Raw genomic sequence first — 15,726 nt, 5'->3', positions numbered from 1 at the left:
GCTTCTCAGGTCTGGTCGTCGGGATGGGGCGGAACCGGTCCCATCGGCACGATGTCATATCGGGTATTCAGGTCGGCCATCTTGGCCTCGTCCTCGAAATCCGCCGGGGTCATGGTTGCCAGTTCCGCAAGGAAACCATCAAACCCGGATGGTTGAAAGATCATGAGCATCCGTGCCGGTTTGTTGTCGGCAACCCGGCAGGCATGCGGCACACCCGCCGGAACATGCATGGTGGTGCCCGGCGTGCACAGGTGCCAGTCTCCGTCGACATAGAAGTCCACGGCGCCCTCCAGGAAATAGAACGTCTCGGCATGGCTGTCGTGGCGATGAAGGCCAAGCGCGAAGCTGGCCTTCAAGTTGTCTTCCATCAGTGTGTAGGCTCCGCCCGTGTCCTGACCGGAAACCTTCACGAAGGTATGGTCGTTTTCCCAGTCATAGTTGGGACCTTCACCAGGTCCCATCTTGGAATATCGCGGGCGCATGGGGGCCTCCTTTTTGTCAGGCGCGCAGCCGCTCATTTGCGGGATCCCACAGCGGCTGATCCTCCTGTACCACGGCGCGGCACTTGTGGCCGTAGATTTCCACCTCGAGCTCGGTACCAGGGTTTGCAAGTTCTGACTTGATCATGCCCAGCGCGATGGATTTGCCGACGCGGTACCCCCATGCGCCCGAAGTGGTCTCGCCCACGATCTGATCGCCCTGCCAGATGCACGACATGTAAGGCGCATCGCAATCACCTGCGTCGACAGTCAGGGTGACGAACGACTTTTTCACACCCTGCTGCTTTTCGTTCAGGATAGCGGCCTTTCCGGGGAAGTCCTGTGGCTTGTCCAGCTTGACAAACCGCTCCAAACCCGCTTCGAGCAGCGAGTAATCGGTGCTGAGGTCGCCCTTCCACGCGCGATAGCCCTTTTCGATGCGCAGAGAATTCAGCGCATACATGCCGAACGGCTTGGCCCCGGCGGCGAGGATCGCGTCGTAGATCGCGGGCATGTGCTCGTTCAGCGCATGCACCTCCCAGCCCAGTTCACCGGCGAAGGACACGCGGATCAGGTGGGCGGGTTGCCCGGCCACGGTGGCGGCCTGATGGGTCAGCCAGCCCAACGAAAGGTCGGCATCGGTTAGACCCGACAGGATCTCGCGCGATTTCGGCCCGGTCACGATCAGCGTGTCGCGGGTGGTGGTCACGTCCTCGACGGTGACGCCCGCGGGCATCGCGTTCATCAGGATGTCGCGGTCGTGCCATTGCGCGGTGGCCGCGGTGATCATCACGAAATCATCCTCGCCCAGTCGCATGCAGGACATCTCGGTCAGGATGCGGCCACGGTCGTCAGCGATATAGACGAGGTTGATCCGCCCCACCTTGGGCAGACCGCCGGTGACCAGCCCGCGCAGCGCCTCGGCCGCGCCTTCGCCCTTGACGACAAACCGCGAGAAACCCGGCAGGTCGAGCACGCCGCAATGGTCGCGCACGGCCTCGCATTCCTCCTTGATCCGCTGCTCCCACGGGCCCGAGCGGCCCCAGGTGTGGGTGCTTTCCTCGGAGGTGTCATCCCCCGGCTGCGCGAACCAGTTGGCGCGCTCCCAGCCGTTGTAGACGCCCATGACGCCGCCCAGTTCCTTGACCTTGGCGTGAACCGGCGACAGCTTCTTGTCGCGCGCGGCGGGCCATTCATGATGCGGGAAGTGCATGGCGTATTCGTTGCCGTAGACCTCCATGCCCTTTTGATTGCAGTAATCCTGATCGGTGTAGTCGGTATAGCGGCGGGGATCGACGGCCCACATATCCCATTCGGTGGCGCCATCCACGATCCATTCGGCCAGTACCTTGCCCGCGCCGCCGCCCTGGGCGATGCCGAAGGTGAAGGTATGCGCCTCGAACGCGTTCTTGACGCCGGGCATCGGGCCAATCAGCGGCAGGCCGTCGGGCGCATAAGGGATCGGCCCGTTGATCACGCGGCCCACGCCCGAGGTCGCCATCAGCGGCACCCGCTCCATCGCGTCGGTGACGATGTCCTCGATCCGGTCCAGATCATCGTTCCACAGCTGGAAGCTGAAATCCTCGGGCATCGGGTCGTCCTCGGTCATCCAGTGGCCCTTGCAGTTGGGCTCGTATGGGCCGAGGTTGAAGCCGTTCTTTTCCTGTCGCAGGTAGTAGGAGACGTCTACATCGCGCAGCAGCGGCAGCTTCCTGCCGCCGTTCTTCTTGGACCATTCTTCAATTTCCGGCACTTCGTCAGTCAGCAGATACTGGTGGCTCATGACCATCGCTGGCACGGTGCGGCCACCATAGGGCTTGAACCATTCACCCACACGCTGCGCGTAGTATCCGGCAGCGTTGACGACATAGTCGCAGTCGATGTCACCCTTCTCGGTATGCACGGTCCAGGTGCCGTCGTCATGCTGGGTGACGCCGGTGGCGGGGCAGAACCGGATGATCTTCTGGCCCATGTCGCGCGCGCCCTTGGCCAGCGCCTGGGTCAGCTGCGCCGGGTCGATGTCACCGTCGGTCGGGTCATACAGGACTCCCTCAAGATCATGAGTTTCCAGGAAAGGGTAGCGTTCCTTGGCCTGCTCCGGCGTCCACATCTCCATCGGAATTCCCTGATAGCGGCCCATCGACATGGCCCGCTGGAACTCCTGCATCCGTTCCTTGCTGTGCGCCAGACGGATCGACCCCGAAACATGGTAGTTCATCGGATAGTCGACCTCTTCGCCCAGACGCGAATACAGTTCGGTCGAATAGCGCTGCATGTTCATGATCGCCCACGAGGTCGAAAAGGTCGGAACGTTACCGGCCGCGTGCCAGGTCGAGCCTGCGGTCAGTTCGTTCTTTTCCAGCAGAACGCAATCGGTCCAGCCTTTCTTGGCCAGATGATACAGCGAGGAAGCCCCCACCACACCGCCACCGATGATGACCACGCGGGCTTTTGTCGGAAAATCACTCATGTGTCTTGGTCCCTGTTACTGTGCCCGTTGGGGCAGATCGTCCGTGATGTCATAATAGTCGCCCTTGTCAGCCACAAAGATGTGCTTCGAGAGCTTTTGGCCCGTGGGCGCATCGAACGCGCCCATGGCAATCGAAATCGTGTCCTCTTCGGTATGTTGCCAGAAGAGAAATGAGCCGCATTTGTTGCAAAACCCGCGCCGTGCGATGTCTGATGCGCGAAACCAGTTCAGCGTGTCGCGGGCCGAGAAACTCAGATTGTCCTGATGGGTCGTGGTCGAGGCCCAGACATGGCCGGATTGCTTTCGGCACTGCCCGCAATGGCAGACCGAAGGCGGAGAAAGGTCTCCGTCGATGGTGAAAGCAACTGAACCGCAAAGGCAGGACCCTCTGTACATAAGATTACCCCCTTGCCACAGGCGCGGTGCTGGTTCCCAACAACACGCCGTAGATTATGAAACAGGCCGCCATCACCCGGCGCACCCAGATGTTGAACACTGCGCCCAGCGCCGCCTTGCCCATCAAAGCGCCCAACACGGTAAAACCGGTATAGCTGAGCGTTGTGATGAAAAGTGCGGTTGGCATGATCACAACCATCTGCTGCCAGATCGGCACGTCCGGCTGCACGAATTGCGAAAACGCGGCCAGATAGCCCGCGACGCTTTTTGGGTTGATCGTAGCCACTGCCAGCGCGTGCAGATAAACGTGCCGGGCCGGGCGTTCTGAGACGGGAGCTGGCTTTGTTGCGTTCATCCATCCCCGCACGCCCAACCAGATCAGAAAGCCCGCGCCGACCAGCTTGGCCACGAAAAACCCGGTCGGAGAAGCGGCAATCAGGGCTGTGACGCCCAGCGCGGACAGAATCAAAAACATGCTGGCCTGCGTCAGTATGGCCAATACACCCGTCATGGCCTTTGGGAACGGCAGGCTCATGCCGTTCGAGATGCAGTTGACCGCGTTCGGCCCCGGTGTGGTGACGAATACCACCCAGAACAGCGCGAATATGGTCCAGGCCTCGAAGCTCATCAGTACACCGGCGGAGCAATGACCCAGATGGCCACGGCGGGTTCGTCATAGGGGTTGGCCCATTGATAAGGCTCATGTTTGATCCGAAAACTGTCACCCGGCCCCACCAGGAATTCACGTGACCCGATCGTCAGGTTCAATCGACCTGAAATCATATAGCCCACTTCCTGAGTCGGGCGGTTGGCCGGTGTCTGCATCCGTGAATTTGGCTCGAACGTGGAATGCACCATTTCAAAATCATCGGTTAGATCCGGCGACAGCAACTCTTCGATCAGCCCTTCTTCGTTCGACCCCATCGGGCGACGCGACCCAGCGCGCACAACGTAGCCCAATTCGTTCGCAGGTGCGGCTGAATGCGCAAACAGCATCGACATTGGCACGCCAAGGCATTCTGCAATCTGGCGCAGGTCCGAGATTGAAGGCTCGGACAAATCGCGCTCGACCTGGCTCAACCAACCGACAGAGCGATCCAGCCGAGTTGCAATCTCGGTCAGGGTCAACCCTCGGGCCTTGCGCAAGGCCCTCAGGTCAGCACCAAGGGTCGCGCTTTGGGGGGCTTGGCTGTTCACAGGCCACTCCGAATCTCGTGAAATTCTTCCTTCGTTTTTCACGATGGAGCAAGCTGGTGAAATTTCCAAGCATTTTTTCACGCTCGGTTTCATTTGGGTGTCGATCATCATCGTGTGCGAAAGACAGAATTGAGGACCAGCAGGCGCACAGGCCCCTGAAACACCAGAAAAACCGCAGGGGTGCAGCAGCCGAATTTCAGTTTTTGCCGTACAAGGACTTCATTTCAAAAAGACAGCACATATCGCTCCCCCGTGGCGCTGCGGCGACATGGGAAAACCTTCGCGACAGAGGCAGATCTGGAAAAGCCTGAATCGTGCAAAGCCCGCCTGGCTTTAGAGTTGAAGGCCGGCAAAAACCTTCACTTCATCCAACACATGTTGAGGCCAACGACGGGTGAAACTGTCGGCGATCGTTTCACGCTTTTCCGGCTCCAGCCCGGCAAGCAAGCTGGGAAAGCGGCGGCGATTTCTGGGCAGCGTCCACATTTCGATGCCGTTTTCGAAACAGTAACGGGCAAAACGCACGTCGACGAACTTTTCGCTGCCTTCCATGTATTCCAGTGTAGGGAACAGCGACCCGGACACCATAACGGTTCCGGTTCCCAGTTGGTGCACCCTGGTCGAGTAGGTCAGCCGTTGGTTCATACGCAACAACGTGCGCTGCCGTATCGACCTGGGCGTCGGGTTTGTGAACGTCGTGGCATGATAGCCGAAGACACGCTTATCCAGTCCGACGCCCCGCGCCCGGCGTATGGTCTGACGGACATAGTTGTCCGCATATTCGATATCATCGTCGACCAGAAAAACGGTATCTGCCGGATCCGGCTGGAAGATGAACTTGCCGACATCCTTGTAATCCCGGTCGGGGATCACGGCGGTGACGTTGTCGAACTCGCCCAGAAAATCGGGAACTTCCTGATATTCGTTCAGGCAGATGAAAACTCTGTCGACCTGATGCGCGATGCTTGCCAGCGAATGGGGCAATACGCCGATGCGATCCGGGAATGTCGCCATATGGGCGCGTCTGATCCCTTTTGGAGGCGCTTCATCCGCGACCGTCGGATTGATGTCAGACTCTTGCATCCCTGAGAAACACCCCAAAACGAAACTTCGCTATGGATTTTGATAGGAGATCGCTTCAAAGCCTGCAAGACGAAGTCAGCCGGGCCGTTCAATCGCCCGGGAATCCCTTGGGTTGATGCACATCCGCAACGACCGCAACGGTCAGTGCCCGGCAAACACGGCGGTCAAAATGCCTTCCAGATTTCGCGCATCCTGTTGCGTGAAAGCATCCGGCTGGTCGCTGTCAATGTCAAAAACGGCGATGACTTTTCCCGACGAATCCCGCACGGGCAGAACCAGTTCGGACCGAGTTGAACTGGCGCAGGCGATGTGACCCGGAAACGCATCGACATCCGGCACCAGTTGCGTTTCGCCCGTTCTTGCCGCAGCACCGCAGACGCCCCGTTCGAACGGGATGACCAAACAACCATGCCCACCCTGATAGGGCCCGATCTTCAGAACGCCCGGTTCGGTGACACGGTAAAACCCGGTCCAGTCGAAACGATCGTCGGAATGGTGAACCTCGCAGGCGACAGTGGCCATGAGAGCAACCTGGTCCGTTTCGCCTTCGGTCAGGGCCGCGATGGTTTTGGCAAGTGTCTCATAATCGGCAGTCATTGATTGCAACCCCTTCGGATGGTCGGGGGCACGGCCCCCGAACCCCCCGGAGTATTTGGAAAAAGATGAAGGGTCAAACGCGTTCGATGGCAATGGCCGTGCCTTCCCCCCCGCCAATGCAGATCGCCGCGACGCCCCGTTTGAGGTTACGTTTTTCCAGCGCATTCAACAACGTAACGATGATGCGGGCACCAGAGGCACCGATGGGATGGCCCAGGGCGCAGGCGCCGCCATTCACATTCACCTTGTCTCGCGGCAAGCCCATTTCGTGCATGAAAGCCATCGGCACAACCGCGAAGGCCTCGTTCACTTCCCACAGGTCGACGTCATCCTTGCTCCAGCCAATGCGCGACAAGAGCTTCTGCGCCGCCGGAACCGGAGCCGTCGTGAAAAGGCCGGGCGCCTGAGCATGACTCGCATGCCCCAAAATCCGGGCCCGAACCGTCATGCCCTGCGCTTCGGCGGTTTCTGCCGACGCAAGAACCAGCGCCGCCGCGCCGTCCGAAATCGAAGACGAGTTGGCCGCGGTCACCGTACCGTCCTTGCGGAACGCAGGCTTCAGCGTCGGGATCTTCTCGGGGCGGGCGGATTTTGGCTGCTCATCTGTCTCCAGCAGAGTTTCACCCTTGCGCGTCCGGACGGTAACGGGCGTGATTTCCTTATCGAATGCACCATTTTCCTGCGCAGACAGCGCGTTGGACAAAGATTGCAGCGCGTATTCATCCTGTGCTTCACGGGTGAACTGATACGCCTCGGCACAGTCTTCGGCGAAAGTCCCCATCAGACGGCCTTTGTCATAGGCATCTTCAAGGCCGTCGAGGAACATGTGATCAACCACCTGGCCGTGGCCAATGCGGGCACCGCCGCGCATCTTGGGAAGAAGATACGGCGCGTTGGTCATGCTTTCCATGCCGCCCGCAACCATCGTATCTGCGTGACCCAATGCAATTTGGTCAAAGGACATCATGGCGGCCTTCATCCCCGAACCACACATTTTGTTCAGCGTCGTGGCGGGAACCTCTTCGCCCAGCCCCGCCGCGAAACCGGCCTGCCGCGCAGGTGCCTGGCCCTGCCCCGCCGGCAAAACGCAGCCCATCAGCACTTCGTCGACCGTCTGCACCCCTGCCTGCTGCAAAGCCGCGCGGATTGCTTCGCCCCCGAGGTCAGCCGCAGCAACACCGTCAAACATGCCCTGAAACCCGCCCATCGGTGTACGGGCGGCCCCTGCTATAACAACGTCTCTCATCCGGGTTTTCCTCCTGCTTTCGGGCTCTTGAATACCGAATGGTAAGAATTGCCGTCTAGCGTATTTCTACGACTCAATTTCAGTTTGGAAGGCGGCAGGATGATGGGGCTGACCAGCAAGACAACCGGCGAAACTCAGATCATCACCGTTCATGCCGACCGGATCGATGCTGCAATGGCCATTCAGTTCAAGGAAGACATGCGCGCCAATACCGAGGACAGCGCTCATCGCGTTGTGCTGGATCTGTCCGATGTCGAGTTCATTGACTCCAGCGGTCTGGGTGCAATCGTTGCCTCCATGAAACAGCTGGGCAAGGACCGGAGGCTTGATCTGGCCGGATTGCAACCAGTGGTCGAAAAAGTTTTTCGCCTGACACGCATGGATACGGTTTTCAGGCTTTTTGAAACACTGGATGACGCGTTGTCAGAGACAGACGCCTGACGGCAGCAGGGGATAGATGGCGTGGAGCCGATTGAAAACAAGACCTGTCTGGAATTGACCTTCCCTGCGACGGAATCAGAGGCCAGCGAGGGCATTGCAAAGCTCAGCGTCGGTCTGGCGGAACGGGGATTGCCCCCGCATAAAGCCGGTGACGTGAAGATTGCTTTGGCTGAAGCCATCAACAACGTCGTGGAACACGCTTACAACGGCATCGCCGCGGCCAAGGTTCAGGTCACCTGCCGGCTGGACAGGGATCTTCTGGACATCTTGATCTCGGATACGGGGCGCCCGCTGCCTGGATACCGACTTCCGGATGGCACCCCTGCTCCGATTGGAACGGATCTGCAAGACTTCCCCGAAGGTGGGTTCGGCTGGTTCCTGATTCATCGCCTCACCAGTGATATCCGGTACGAGCGGCGCGGTGGATGCAACCGTCTGTCCCTGCGGTTTGACTTTCAACCCAACGGGTGATCGACCACAATTGGTCACAATAAGGTCATTTTCGAAACATTGTCGCGCCGCAAACAACCGCCATACAGTGACTCGTAGCTCAGATAGCTTCCCTCGGCGCCACATATCACAGCCCCCACCCAGTGAATGGCGCCGAGGAACTTCCCATCCTGAAATCGCTGGACAATCGCTGATCAGTGAATAGCTTTCTCTTGTTCCAACGAGAGAGAATTCGCCATGCGTGATCTGCATAATCCGGGCCGATCCGAAGTTATTGCCACGCAAGGCATGTGCGCGACGTCGCATCCGCTGGCGGCCAAAGTGGCCATCGATATCTTGGGCCAGGGCGGCAACGCGATGGATGCCGCGATTGCCGGGGCTGTTCTTTTGGGGATTTGCGAACCTCAGATGACCGGATTGGGCGGCGATTGCTTCGTTCTGTTCAATCGCGCCGGCGAAAGCAGGATACGCGCGCTCAACGGATCGGGTCGCGCACCGGCTGCCGCGCATTCCCAGGTGTTGCGGGATCAGGGCCTGTCATCCGTACCTTTGAATGGGCCGGATGCCGTGACCATTCCCGGAGCCGTCGATGCCTTCTGCCGCCTGGCCCAGACCGAGGGCCGCCTGGGGTTGGGCGCGATTTTGAAACCGGCGATTCATTATGCTGAAGCGGGTGTTCCGGTGGCTCCTCGGGTCGCTTTCGATTGGAAATCGGGTGCCGCAACACTTCAGGGCGCCGCCCGCGATCACTATCTGATTGACGGGCAAGCCCCGTCGATCGGGCAGGTTTTCCGTGCGCCGGGACAGGCGGAGGTATTGTGCCAGATCGCGGCCCACGGGCGCGACGCGTTCTATTCAGGTGAAATCGCCGACGATATGATCACCGCGCTTTCGGAAAGGGGTGGTGTCCATTCCGCTGAGGATTTTCATCACACGAGATGTACTGAAACGCAGCCGATACATGGGGCTTACAAAGGTGTGGATCTGGTGGAACATCCGCCGAACGGCCAGGGCGCAACCGCGATTTTGCTGCTGAATATCCTCAAGCATTTTGACATGGCCTCGATGGATCCATTCGGAGCAGAGCGTATTCATATCGAAGCCGAGGCCACCAAACTGGCCTATGACGCTCGAAACCGGTTCATCGCGGATCCCGACCACATGGCAAGAGTGGAGCGCTTTCTGGATCCGGATATCGCTGCCAGACTGGCTGCTTTGATCGATCCCCAAAAGGCGATGCCTGCTGCGGCGCCTCTGACCGAAGCGGTTCACAAGGACACGGTTTACATCACCGTCGTCGACCGCGACCAAATGGCTGTTTCGCTGATCTATTCGATCTTTCACAGCTTTGGATCCGGTATCGCGTCGGAAAAATACGGCATATTGCTGCAAAACCGCGGGGCTGGATTCACATTGCAACCCGGCCACCCCAACGAACTGGGCGGCGGCAAACGCCCGATGCACACGATCATTCCGGGAATGTTGGCGCAGAACGGTCGGGTCACTATGCCGTTTGGTGTCATGGGCGGTGCCTATCAGCCAACCGGACACGCGCGTTTCGTGTCAAATCTTACCGATTTCGGGCTTGGGTTGCAGGAAAGCATCGATGCGCCGCGCGCTTTCTTCGACGGATCGGTTCTGAAACTGGAACGTGGGTACAGCGAGGCAATCGCGAAACAATTGTCCGATATCGGCCACAATATTGAAGTGCCGGAAACACCACTTGGCGGAGCGCAAGCGATCCGAATCCGAAACGACGGCGTTTTTGAAGGCGCCAGCGACCCACGCAAGGACGGCTGTGCGCTTGGATATTGATCTGCGGCAGACCTATGCCCGCCGGTTCGGCTCTGCTAGTTCAGGTGGAAATGCAGAGGGTATGCACCATCTTCGAACGGTCCGAACATATTGGGAATATCCGGGTGCTCGACCGGTTCGCCTGAATAGTCAGCAACCAGATTTTGTTCTGAAACATAAGCAACATAGAAGGATTGGTCGTTCTCGGCCAGCAGGTGGTAGAACGGTTGCTCTTTCCTTGGGCGGCTGTCTTCCGGAATTGCCTGATACCATTCTTCAGTATTCGAAAACTCGGGATCCACGTCAAAAATCACCCCTCGAAAAGGGTGTTTCTTGTGACGAACCACCTGGCCCAAGCCGTATTTTGCACGTGTCTTTAGCATTGTATCAGCCCCCAACGCTTTTTTTACCCGTTTCCGGGCGGAAAAGCCAATCATTGATGTGAAAATCAGGGAAACAGTCTGTGAACCTTATACTGACAGTGTTCGAAATCGTGGCGCCGGTTTTTCTGTTGGCGGCTGTTGGTTTTACATGGGTCAAGCTGGGTTTCGAATACCGCCTGCAATTCGTTACCCGCTTTGCAACGATGCTGGCAATGCCCAGTCTGATATTTGTTGCCCTGATGCAAACCGAGATCCCGGGCAATGATCTGTCGCGCTTCACGATGGCGACACTGGTCGCAAATCTGCTGCTGGTGGTTGTGTTCTGGTTGATCGTTCGAGGGCTGAGACTGGACCCGCGAACATATCTGTCGCCTTTGATCTTCGGCAATACCGGAAATCTGGGCCTGCCGCTGTGTATCTTTGCCTTTGGTCAGATTGGTCTGGGATATGCTGTTGTCTTTCTGTCAGTTACCGCATTGTTTTCTTTCACTTACGGGATTTATCTGGTCGCCGGGAAAGGGGCGTGGGGACAGGTTGCACGCCAACCAATGGCCTGGGCGACGATCCTTGGCGCAGTGTTTTTGTGGCAAGGATGGCAGACGCCGACATTTCTGACCAACACGCTGGAGCTTTTGGGGCAAATGGCTGTTCCGCTGATGTTGGTCACGTTGGGTGTGGCAATCGCCCGCCTGACCTCGCACAGCTTGGGGCGGGCGCTGTGGCTGTCAGCGCTGAAACTGGCGGTGTGCTTTACGCTGGGATGGGGAATCGGACGATGGTTTGATTTGGATACGATCGCATTTGGCGTTCTGGTTCTTCAAATCTGTACGCCGGTTGCCGTGACCTCTTACCTGTTGGCCGAACGGTTTGGGGCCGATTCCGACGCCGTCGCCGGCATGGTCATGGTGTCCACGGTGCTTTCCGTAGCGGCGTTACCGGCTGTTCTGGCTATCATTTTATAGCGATTGTGATTTCCTCAGCGCTCAATCTGCGCTAGAATACACAAAAAAGGCACGAGGCACATGAGCAGAATTCTTTTCGTACTCCTAGGGGTGCTGCTTCTGGCATCCTGTGGGGGCGGCTCTAAACAGCCGCCCAGCAGATTAAACGATGCGTGCAGTATTGCGCGTGAAAAACCCGACTATATCAAAGCCTTCAAGAACACCGAGCGCAAATGGGGCGTTCCGGTTCACGTTCAGATGGCGACCATCTATCAGGAAAGCCGCTATCGGCACGATGCGCGCACTCCGCATAGATACGTATTGGGCGTCATCCCGATGGGTCGTCAAAGCAGCGCTTACGGCTATGGTCAGGCACTGGACGGCACATGGGAACAGTACCAGCGTGAAACAGGAAAACGCCGGGCCAAGCGCGATCGCATCCGCGACGCCTCGGATTTTATCGGCTGGTACATGAACAAAAGCTACGAGCGAAACGGTATCCACCCGGCAGATACGCGCAATCAATACCTGGCCTATCACGAAGGTCACACAGGGTACGCCCGTGGCAGCTACAACAGCAAATCCTGGTTGTTGAACGTTGCCAATGACGTAGACGCACGCGCACAACTATATCAGGCACAATTGGCAAACTGCCGGTATTGACACGTACAAGCGGGTCAGCGATTGCCTGACCCGCTTCTCTTTTTGTCCGAGAACAGCTTCTGATCAAGGCGACCGCCTTCATTCATGGCTCCCAGCAATACCGTTGTCTGGCTGCCCGCATTGTCGTGAATCACCCATTTGCGCAGCTCGACCGGATTGTCCGTGAACATCAGTTCGATCCGGCCCGCTTCGGGGTTCTTGGGATCCTGCGCGGTGACGACGGTGGCCGTGCCGTCAAAGCTGTGACCTACAACCATATTTGCCTGGCTCAGGTTTACGTTGCGCGCCAGCACGATGGACAGCGGCGTGCGCTTAAGCGGGTATTGCTCGGGCGGCTGGTTCGATTTCGGATCAAAGATCTGAACGCTTCCGGATCTTGCCAGCACCACGGCACTGTTGGGCGGGTCATATTCAAACCGCATCTTGCCGGGGCGCTGCATCCACAGCTTGCCGGTGCTCAGCGAGCCATCGTCATTCACCTGAGTGAATGTCGTCTGAACCGTCTTCAACCCGTTCAGGTAATTGGAAATCTGCGAGAGCGGCAGCTTCTCCGCCGCCCATGCGGCAGGTGCGGCCAGTGTCAAAGCAAGGGCAAAAGCAATCTGTTTCATGCCGTACAGATAGGTCTTCTGCCCTTGTTATTAAATATCCTATTGCTCGGGGACGAGGATTTCGCGTTTCCCGACATGATTTGCTGACGAAACAACACCTTCGTCTTCCATTTGCTCAACCAGCCGCGCAGCTTTGTTGTAGCCGATGGCAAGTTTTCGCTGAATATACGAGGTCGAGCATTTGCGATCCTTGATCACGATTGCCACCGCCTGATCGTACAACGCGTCCTCTCCGTTCGTATTGCCGCCAGTGTTCAGGCCCAAAACGGCATCGATATTGTCAGCCTTTTCTTCGGCCGGACCGTCGACGACACCGCCAATGTAGTCCGGCGGACCGAACTGTTTCAGGTGGTTGACGACTTCCTCGACCTCTTCATCTGAGACAAAGGGTCCGTGGCAGCGGGTAATCTTGGCACCCCCAGCCATGTAAAGCATGTCGCCCTGCCCCAGCAGCTGTTCGGCCCCCATTTCACCCAGAATGGTGCGGCTGTCGACTTTCGACGTCACTTGGAAGGAAATCCGTGTTGGGAAGTTCGCCTTGATCGTACCGGTGATCACGTCGACCGAAGGGCGCTGTGTGGCCATGATCAGGTGAATGCCCGAGGCCCGCGCCATCTGCGCCAAACGCTGGATGCAGGCTTCGATTTCCTTTCCCGCCACCATCATCAGGTCGGCCATCTCATCGACGATGACGACGATATAGGGCATCGCTTCGGGTGCGAATTCTTCAGTCTCGAACGTTGGTTCACCGGTTTCATCGTCAAACCCGGTTTGTACCGTGCGGCTGAACATCTCGCCTTTGGCCAGCGCATCCTTCACCCGGCCGTTATAGCCCGCGATGTTGCGGACGCCCATTTTGGACATCTTGCGATAGCGATCTTCCATCTCGCCCACGACCCATTTCAGGGCGACCACCGCCTTTTTCGGGTCGGTTACAACGGGCGACAGCAGATGCGGGATGCCGTCATAGACCGACAGTTCCAACATCTTCGGGTCGATCATGATCAGGCGGCATTCATCCGGCGTCAGCTTGTACAGCAGCGACAGGATCATGGTGTTGATCGCCACTGATTTACCCGAACCCGTGGTTCCCGCAATCAGCAGGTGAGGCATCTTGGCGAGGTTTGCCACGACGGACTCGCCGCCGATATCCTTGCCCAAGGCCAACGGCAGTGCCTGGTTGCCATCGCCAAAATCGCGGCTGGCCAGGATTTCGCGCAGAACCACCATTTCGCGGTTTTCGTTCGGCAGTTCGATGCCGATCACCGAACGGCCCGGAAGGGTCGAAACCCGCGCTGACAGTGCCGACATCGAACGCGCGATGTCATCGGCCAGGCCGATCACGCGGCTTGCCTTCAACCCCGGAGCAGGCTCCAGTTCGTACATGGTGACGACCGGGCCGGGGCGAACGCTGACGATCTCACCCTTCACGCCGTAATCATCCAGCACATTTTCCAGCATCCGCGCGTTTTCTTCCAAGGCTTCATCGCTCAGATGGTGGCGCTGAATGCTGGCCGGATTCGACAAAAGGCCCAGAGGTGGCAGTTCGAAGTCCGAGTGCCGCTCTTCAAAGGATAATGCAGGCTGTGCCTCGGCCTGTGCGCGGCGAGACGGTTGCGGTGTGCGGCGTACCGGTTGCGCGACCACGGGCTTGCGCGGCTCGGCCACCGGGATTTTCATCGCCGGGCGTGGTTGCAAAACAGCTTCTTCGGCATCCTCGAATACCTCGTCCTCCAGATCCGGCTCGGGTGCATAGTGGTTCCGCATGGGTTCGGGCGCATTTTCAAACGGCGTGGATTCTTGCCAGTCTGGCATGTCACCCGCTGTTACGGGCGGCTCGGGCGGCAGTCCTGCTGCTGTCACCGGCGGTTCCATTGGCAGGCCATCCGGCTGGCTTGCGTTCAGGATCAGCGGGCCCGGGCGACGGCCACGGCCCTTGGTCAGCGGAAGGTTCGGGTCGGGTTCGGGCGTCAACTCGCCGGTGGCCACTTTGCGATTGCGCACAGCGGCCGAGATTTTCGAACGGATGCGGTCCTCGCCCGGCATTTCGTCGAAACCCGCGATCGGTTCGGGATCGACCAGCTCTGGCTCGGGCATCGGTTCCGGGCGCCGGATCAGCGATGGCATGCGCGCCAACAGACCGGTTTTGGCCACAGGCTCGGGACTTTCCAGTTCGGGCTCTTCAAAGATTGGATCGGCATAAGCCAGATCATCCTCGAACACGGCTTCGGCCGCTGCGGTACGTGCAAGTTTGCGCTCTTCCCATTGTGCACGGCGATCCCGTGCCGCTTGCGCAGCCGAGGCCGCACCACGGCCCATCAGGGTCATCAGCATGTCATATGCCATCACAAGACCCAGCAGGAAGGCCCGGAAACCCCGCTTGACATCGGTCTTGGTGAAACCCAGCACAAAAATACCCAGCGCAATCATCCCGACCGCCATGGCCAGCGACATCAGTTTCACCAGAAAATGTGACGAAATCGGCAACAGCGTCAGCAACGCGCCCATGACCGTATCGCCGAACAAACCGCCCAGACCATAACTGTGAGTCGCGCGCCAGTCTGCATCAGGAACGAGGGTTGCGGCATACACCGAGACGACGGCGATCCAGATCGGCGCAAAAATCAGACGCGCAATGGCGCGATCTTCCCCGAAATGGCCCGCAAACCGAAAACCCCAACCGATCAGAACCAATGCGATGCCCCAGCTTCCCCAGCCGACGATCATGAACAAGGGTGCGGCGATCGAGGCCCCAATCCGCCCCATCCAATTTTGCACCGGCGCGTCGGTGGACACCATCCAGTTTGGATCATCGGGCGTGTAGGACCAGATCATCGCGGCCGCAGCCAAACCCAGCAGGATCAGGGCGATGCCGATCAACTCTTTGCTGCGTCGCTCAAGGGCTGCCTGCGTTGTGCTGTCCAGCAATGGATCGCGGTTGCGCGCGTTATATGATGCCATTTTGCCCTCGTACC

The 15,726-nt window shown here is 58.5% G+C and carries 16 protein-coding genes; 5 read left to right on the top strand and 11 right to left on the bottom strand.

Annotated features, from left to right (window positions below; genetic code table 11):
- Positions 1–5: 5 nt before the first annotated feature.
- From GOW04_RS19985 to GOW04_RS19950, 8 genes are all read right to left on the bottom strand, one after another.
- A complete protein-coding gene (locus GOW04_RS19985; RefSeq protein ID WP_171233771.1) occupies positions 6–482 on the bottom strand; it encodes a cupin domain-containing protein in 477 nt (158 codons plus the stop codon).
- A 16-nt stretch (positions 483–498) separates the two neighbouring features.
- Positions 499–2,949 (bottom strand): FAD-dependent oxidoreductase, encoded by a 2,451-nt coding sequence (locus tag GOW04_RS19980; RefSeq protein ID WP_171233770.1) that lies wholly within the window; start codon positions 2,947–2,949, stop codon positions 499–501.
- A gap of 15 nt (positions 2,950–2,964) precedes the next feature.
- Positions 2,965–3,345 (bottom strand): GFA family protein, encoded by a 381-nt coding sequence (locus GOW04_RS19975; protein ID WP_152459241.1) that lies wholly within the window; start codon positions 3,343–3,345, stop codon positions 2,965–2,967.
- 4 nt (positions 3,346–3,349) lie between these two features.
- A complete protein-coding gene (locus GOW04_RS19970; RefSeq protein ID WP_171233769.1) occupies positions 3,350–3,973 on the bottom strand; it encodes a LysE family translocator in 624 nt (207 codons plus the stop codon).
- Positions 3,973–4,542 carry an XRE family transcriptional regulator gene (locus GOW04_RS19965; RefSeq protein ID WP_171233768.1) on the bottom strand — a complete coding sequence of 190 codons (570 nt, stop codon included), beginning with the start codon at positions 4,540–4,542 and terminating at the stop codon, positions 3,973–3,975. The genes GOW04_RS19970 and GOW04_RS19965 overlap by 1 nt, the downstream gene beginning before the upstream one ends.
- Before the next feature lie 333 nt (positions 4,543–4,875).
- Positions 4,876–5,625, bottom strand: a complete 750-nt coding sequence (locus GOW04_RS19960) for a hypothetical protein (RefSeq protein ID WP_171233767.1) — start codon at positions 5,623–5,625, stop codon at positions 4,876–4,878.
- Between the two features lie 141 nt (positions 5,626–5,766).
- A complete protein-coding gene (locus GOW04_RS19955; RefSeq protein ID WP_171205288.1) occupies positions 5,767–6,222 on the bottom strand; it encodes a GAF domain-containing protein in 456 nt (151 codons plus the stop codon).
- 73 nt (positions 6,223–6,295) lie between these two features.
- Positions 6,296–7,468, bottom strand: a complete 1,173-nt coding sequence (locus tag GOW04_RS19950; RefSeq protein WP_171233766.1) for an acetyl-CoA C-acyltransferase — start codon at positions 7,466–7,468, stop codon at positions 6,296–6,298.
- A 102-nt stretch (positions 7,469–7,570) separates the two neighbouring features.
- Here GOW04_RS19950 and GOW04_RS19945 point away from each other — a divergent pair, with 102 nt between their 5' ends.
- From GOW04_RS19945 to ggt, 3 genes are all read left to right on the top strand, one after another.
- Positions 7,571–7,909, top strand: a complete 339-nt coding sequence (locus GOW04_RS19945) for an STAS domain-containing protein (protein WP_117872067.1) — start codon at positions 7,571–7,573, stop codon at positions 7,907–7,909.
- A 21-nt stretch (positions 7,910–7,930) separates the two neighbouring features.
- Positions 7,931–8,380, top strand: coding sequence for an ATP-binding protein (locus tag GOW04_RS19940; RefSeq protein WP_171233765.1), 450 nt, complete (start codon positions 7,931–7,933; stop codon positions 8,378–8,380).
- A gap of 216 nt (positions 8,381–8,596) precedes the next feature.
- The gene (ggt, locus tag GOW04_RS19935; protein WP_171233764.1) at positions 8,597–10,174 is read left to right on the top strand and encodes a gamma-glutamyltransferase; all 1,578 of its coding nucleotides are present in this window, start codon (positions 8,597–8,599) and stop codon (positions 10,172–10,174) included.
- A gap of 35 nt (positions 10,175–10,209) precedes the next feature.
- Here the strand turns inward: ggt and hspQ are convergent, their stop codons facing one another.
- The gene (gene hspQ, locus GOW04_RS19930) at positions 10,210–10,536 is read right to left on the bottom strand and encodes a heat shock protein HspQ (protein WP_050604943.1); all 327 of its coding nucleotides are present in this window, start codon (positions 10,534–10,536) and stop codon (positions 10,210–10,212) included.
- A gap of 80 nt (positions 10,537–10,616) precedes the next feature.
- Here hspQ and GOW04_RS19925 point away from each other — a divergent pair, with 80 nt between their 5' ends.
- Positions 10,617–11,498: an AEC family transporter gene (locus GOW04_RS19925; protein WP_152459250.1), complete on the top strand. Its 882-nt coding sequence runs from the start codon at positions 10,617–10,619 to the stop codon at positions 11,496–11,498.
- Between the two features lie 60 nt (positions 11,499–11,558).
- Positions 11,559–12,140: a lytic transglycosylase gene (locus GOW04_RS19920; RefSeq protein ID WP_152459251.1), complete on the top strand. Its 582-nt coding sequence runs from the start codon at positions 11,559–11,561 to the stop codon at positions 12,138–12,140.
- 14 nt (positions 12,141–12,154) lie between these two features.
- Here the strand turns inward: GOW04_RS19920 and GOW04_RS19915 are convergent, their stop codons facing one another.
- On the bottom strand, positions 12,155–12,751 hold the full coding sequence (locus GOW04_RS19915) for an outer membrane lipoprotein carrier protein LolA (RefSeq protein ID WP_152459252.1): 597 nt from the start codon (positions 12,749–12,751) through the stop codon (positions 12,155–12,157).
- 39 nt (positions 12,752–12,790) lie between these two features.
- The gene (locus GOW04_RS19910; RefSeq protein WP_171233763.1) at positions 12,791–15,712 is read right to left on the bottom strand and encodes a DNA translocase FtsK; all 2,922 of its coding nucleotides are present in this window, start codon (positions 15,710–15,712) and stop codon (positions 12,791–12,793) included.
- Between the last annotated feature and the right edge of the window lie 14 nt (positions 15,713–15,726).

Source organism: Ruegeria sp. HKCCA4812, assembly GCF_013034245.1.
Lineage (GTDB): Bacteria > Pseudomonadota > Alphaproteobacteria > Rhodobacterales > Rhodobacteraceae > Ruegeria.
This window is presented reverse-complemented; position numbering and strand designations above follow the sequence as displayed.

What these genes read in the sequence shown, in the direction of transcription:
- GOW04_RS19985 (WP_171233771.1), bottom strand. Translation starts at nt 482, where the DNA reads ATGCGCCCGCGATATTCCAAGATGGGACCTGGTGAAGGTCCCAACTAT.
- GOW04_RS19980 (WP_171233770.1), bottom strand. Translation starts at nt 2,949, where the DNA reads ATGAGTGATTTTCCGACAAAAGCCCGCGTGGTCATCATCGGTGGCGGT.
- GOW04_RS19975 (WP_152459241.1), bottom strand. Translation starts at nt 3,345, where the DNA reads ATGTACAGAGGGTCCTGCCTTTGCGGTTCAGTTGCTTTCACCATCGAC.
- GOW04_RS19970 (WP_171233769.1), bottom strand. Translation starts at nt 3,973, where the DNA reads ATGAGCTTCGAGGCCTGGACCATATTCGCGCTGTTCTGGGTGGTATTC.
- GOW04_RS19960 (WP_171233767.1), bottom strand. Translation starts at nt 5,625, where the DNA reads ATGCAAGAGTCTGACATCAATCCGACGGTCGCGGATGAAGCGCCTCCA.
- GOW04_RS19955 (WP_171205288.1), bottom strand. Translation starts at nt 6,222, where the DNA reads ATGACTGCCGATTATGAGACACTTGCCAAAACCATCGCGGCCCTGACC.
- GOW04_RS19950 (WP_171233766.1), bottom strand. Translation starts at nt 7,468, where the DNA reads ATGAGAGACGTTGTTATAGCAGGGGCCGCCCGTACACCGATGGGCGGG.
- GOW04_RS19945 (WP_117872067.1), top strand. Translation starts at nt 7,571, where the DNA reads ATGGGGCTGACCAGCAAGACAACCGGCGAAACTCAGATCATCACCGTT.
- ggt (WP_171233764.1), top strand. Translation starts at nt 8,597, where the DNA reads ATGCGTGATCTGCATAATCCGGGCCGATCCGAAGTTATTGCCACGCAA.
- hspQ (WP_050604943.1), bottom strand. Translation starts at nt 10,536, where the DNA reads ATGCTAAAGACACGTGCAAAATACGGCTTGGGCCAGGTGGTTCGTCAC.
- GOW04_RS19920 (WP_152459251.1), top strand. Translation starts at nt 11,559, where the DNA reads ATGAGCAGAATTCTTTTCGTACTCCTAGGGGTGCTGCTTCTGGCATCC.
- GOW04_RS19915 (WP_152459252.1), bottom strand. Translation starts at nt 12,751, where the DNA reads ATGAAACAGATTGCTTTTGCCCTTGCTTTGACACTGGCCGCACCTGCC.
- GOW04_RS19910 (WP_171233763.1), bottom strand. Translation starts at nt 15,712, where the DNA reads ATGGCATCATATAACGCGCGCAACCGCGATCCATTGCTGGACAGCACA.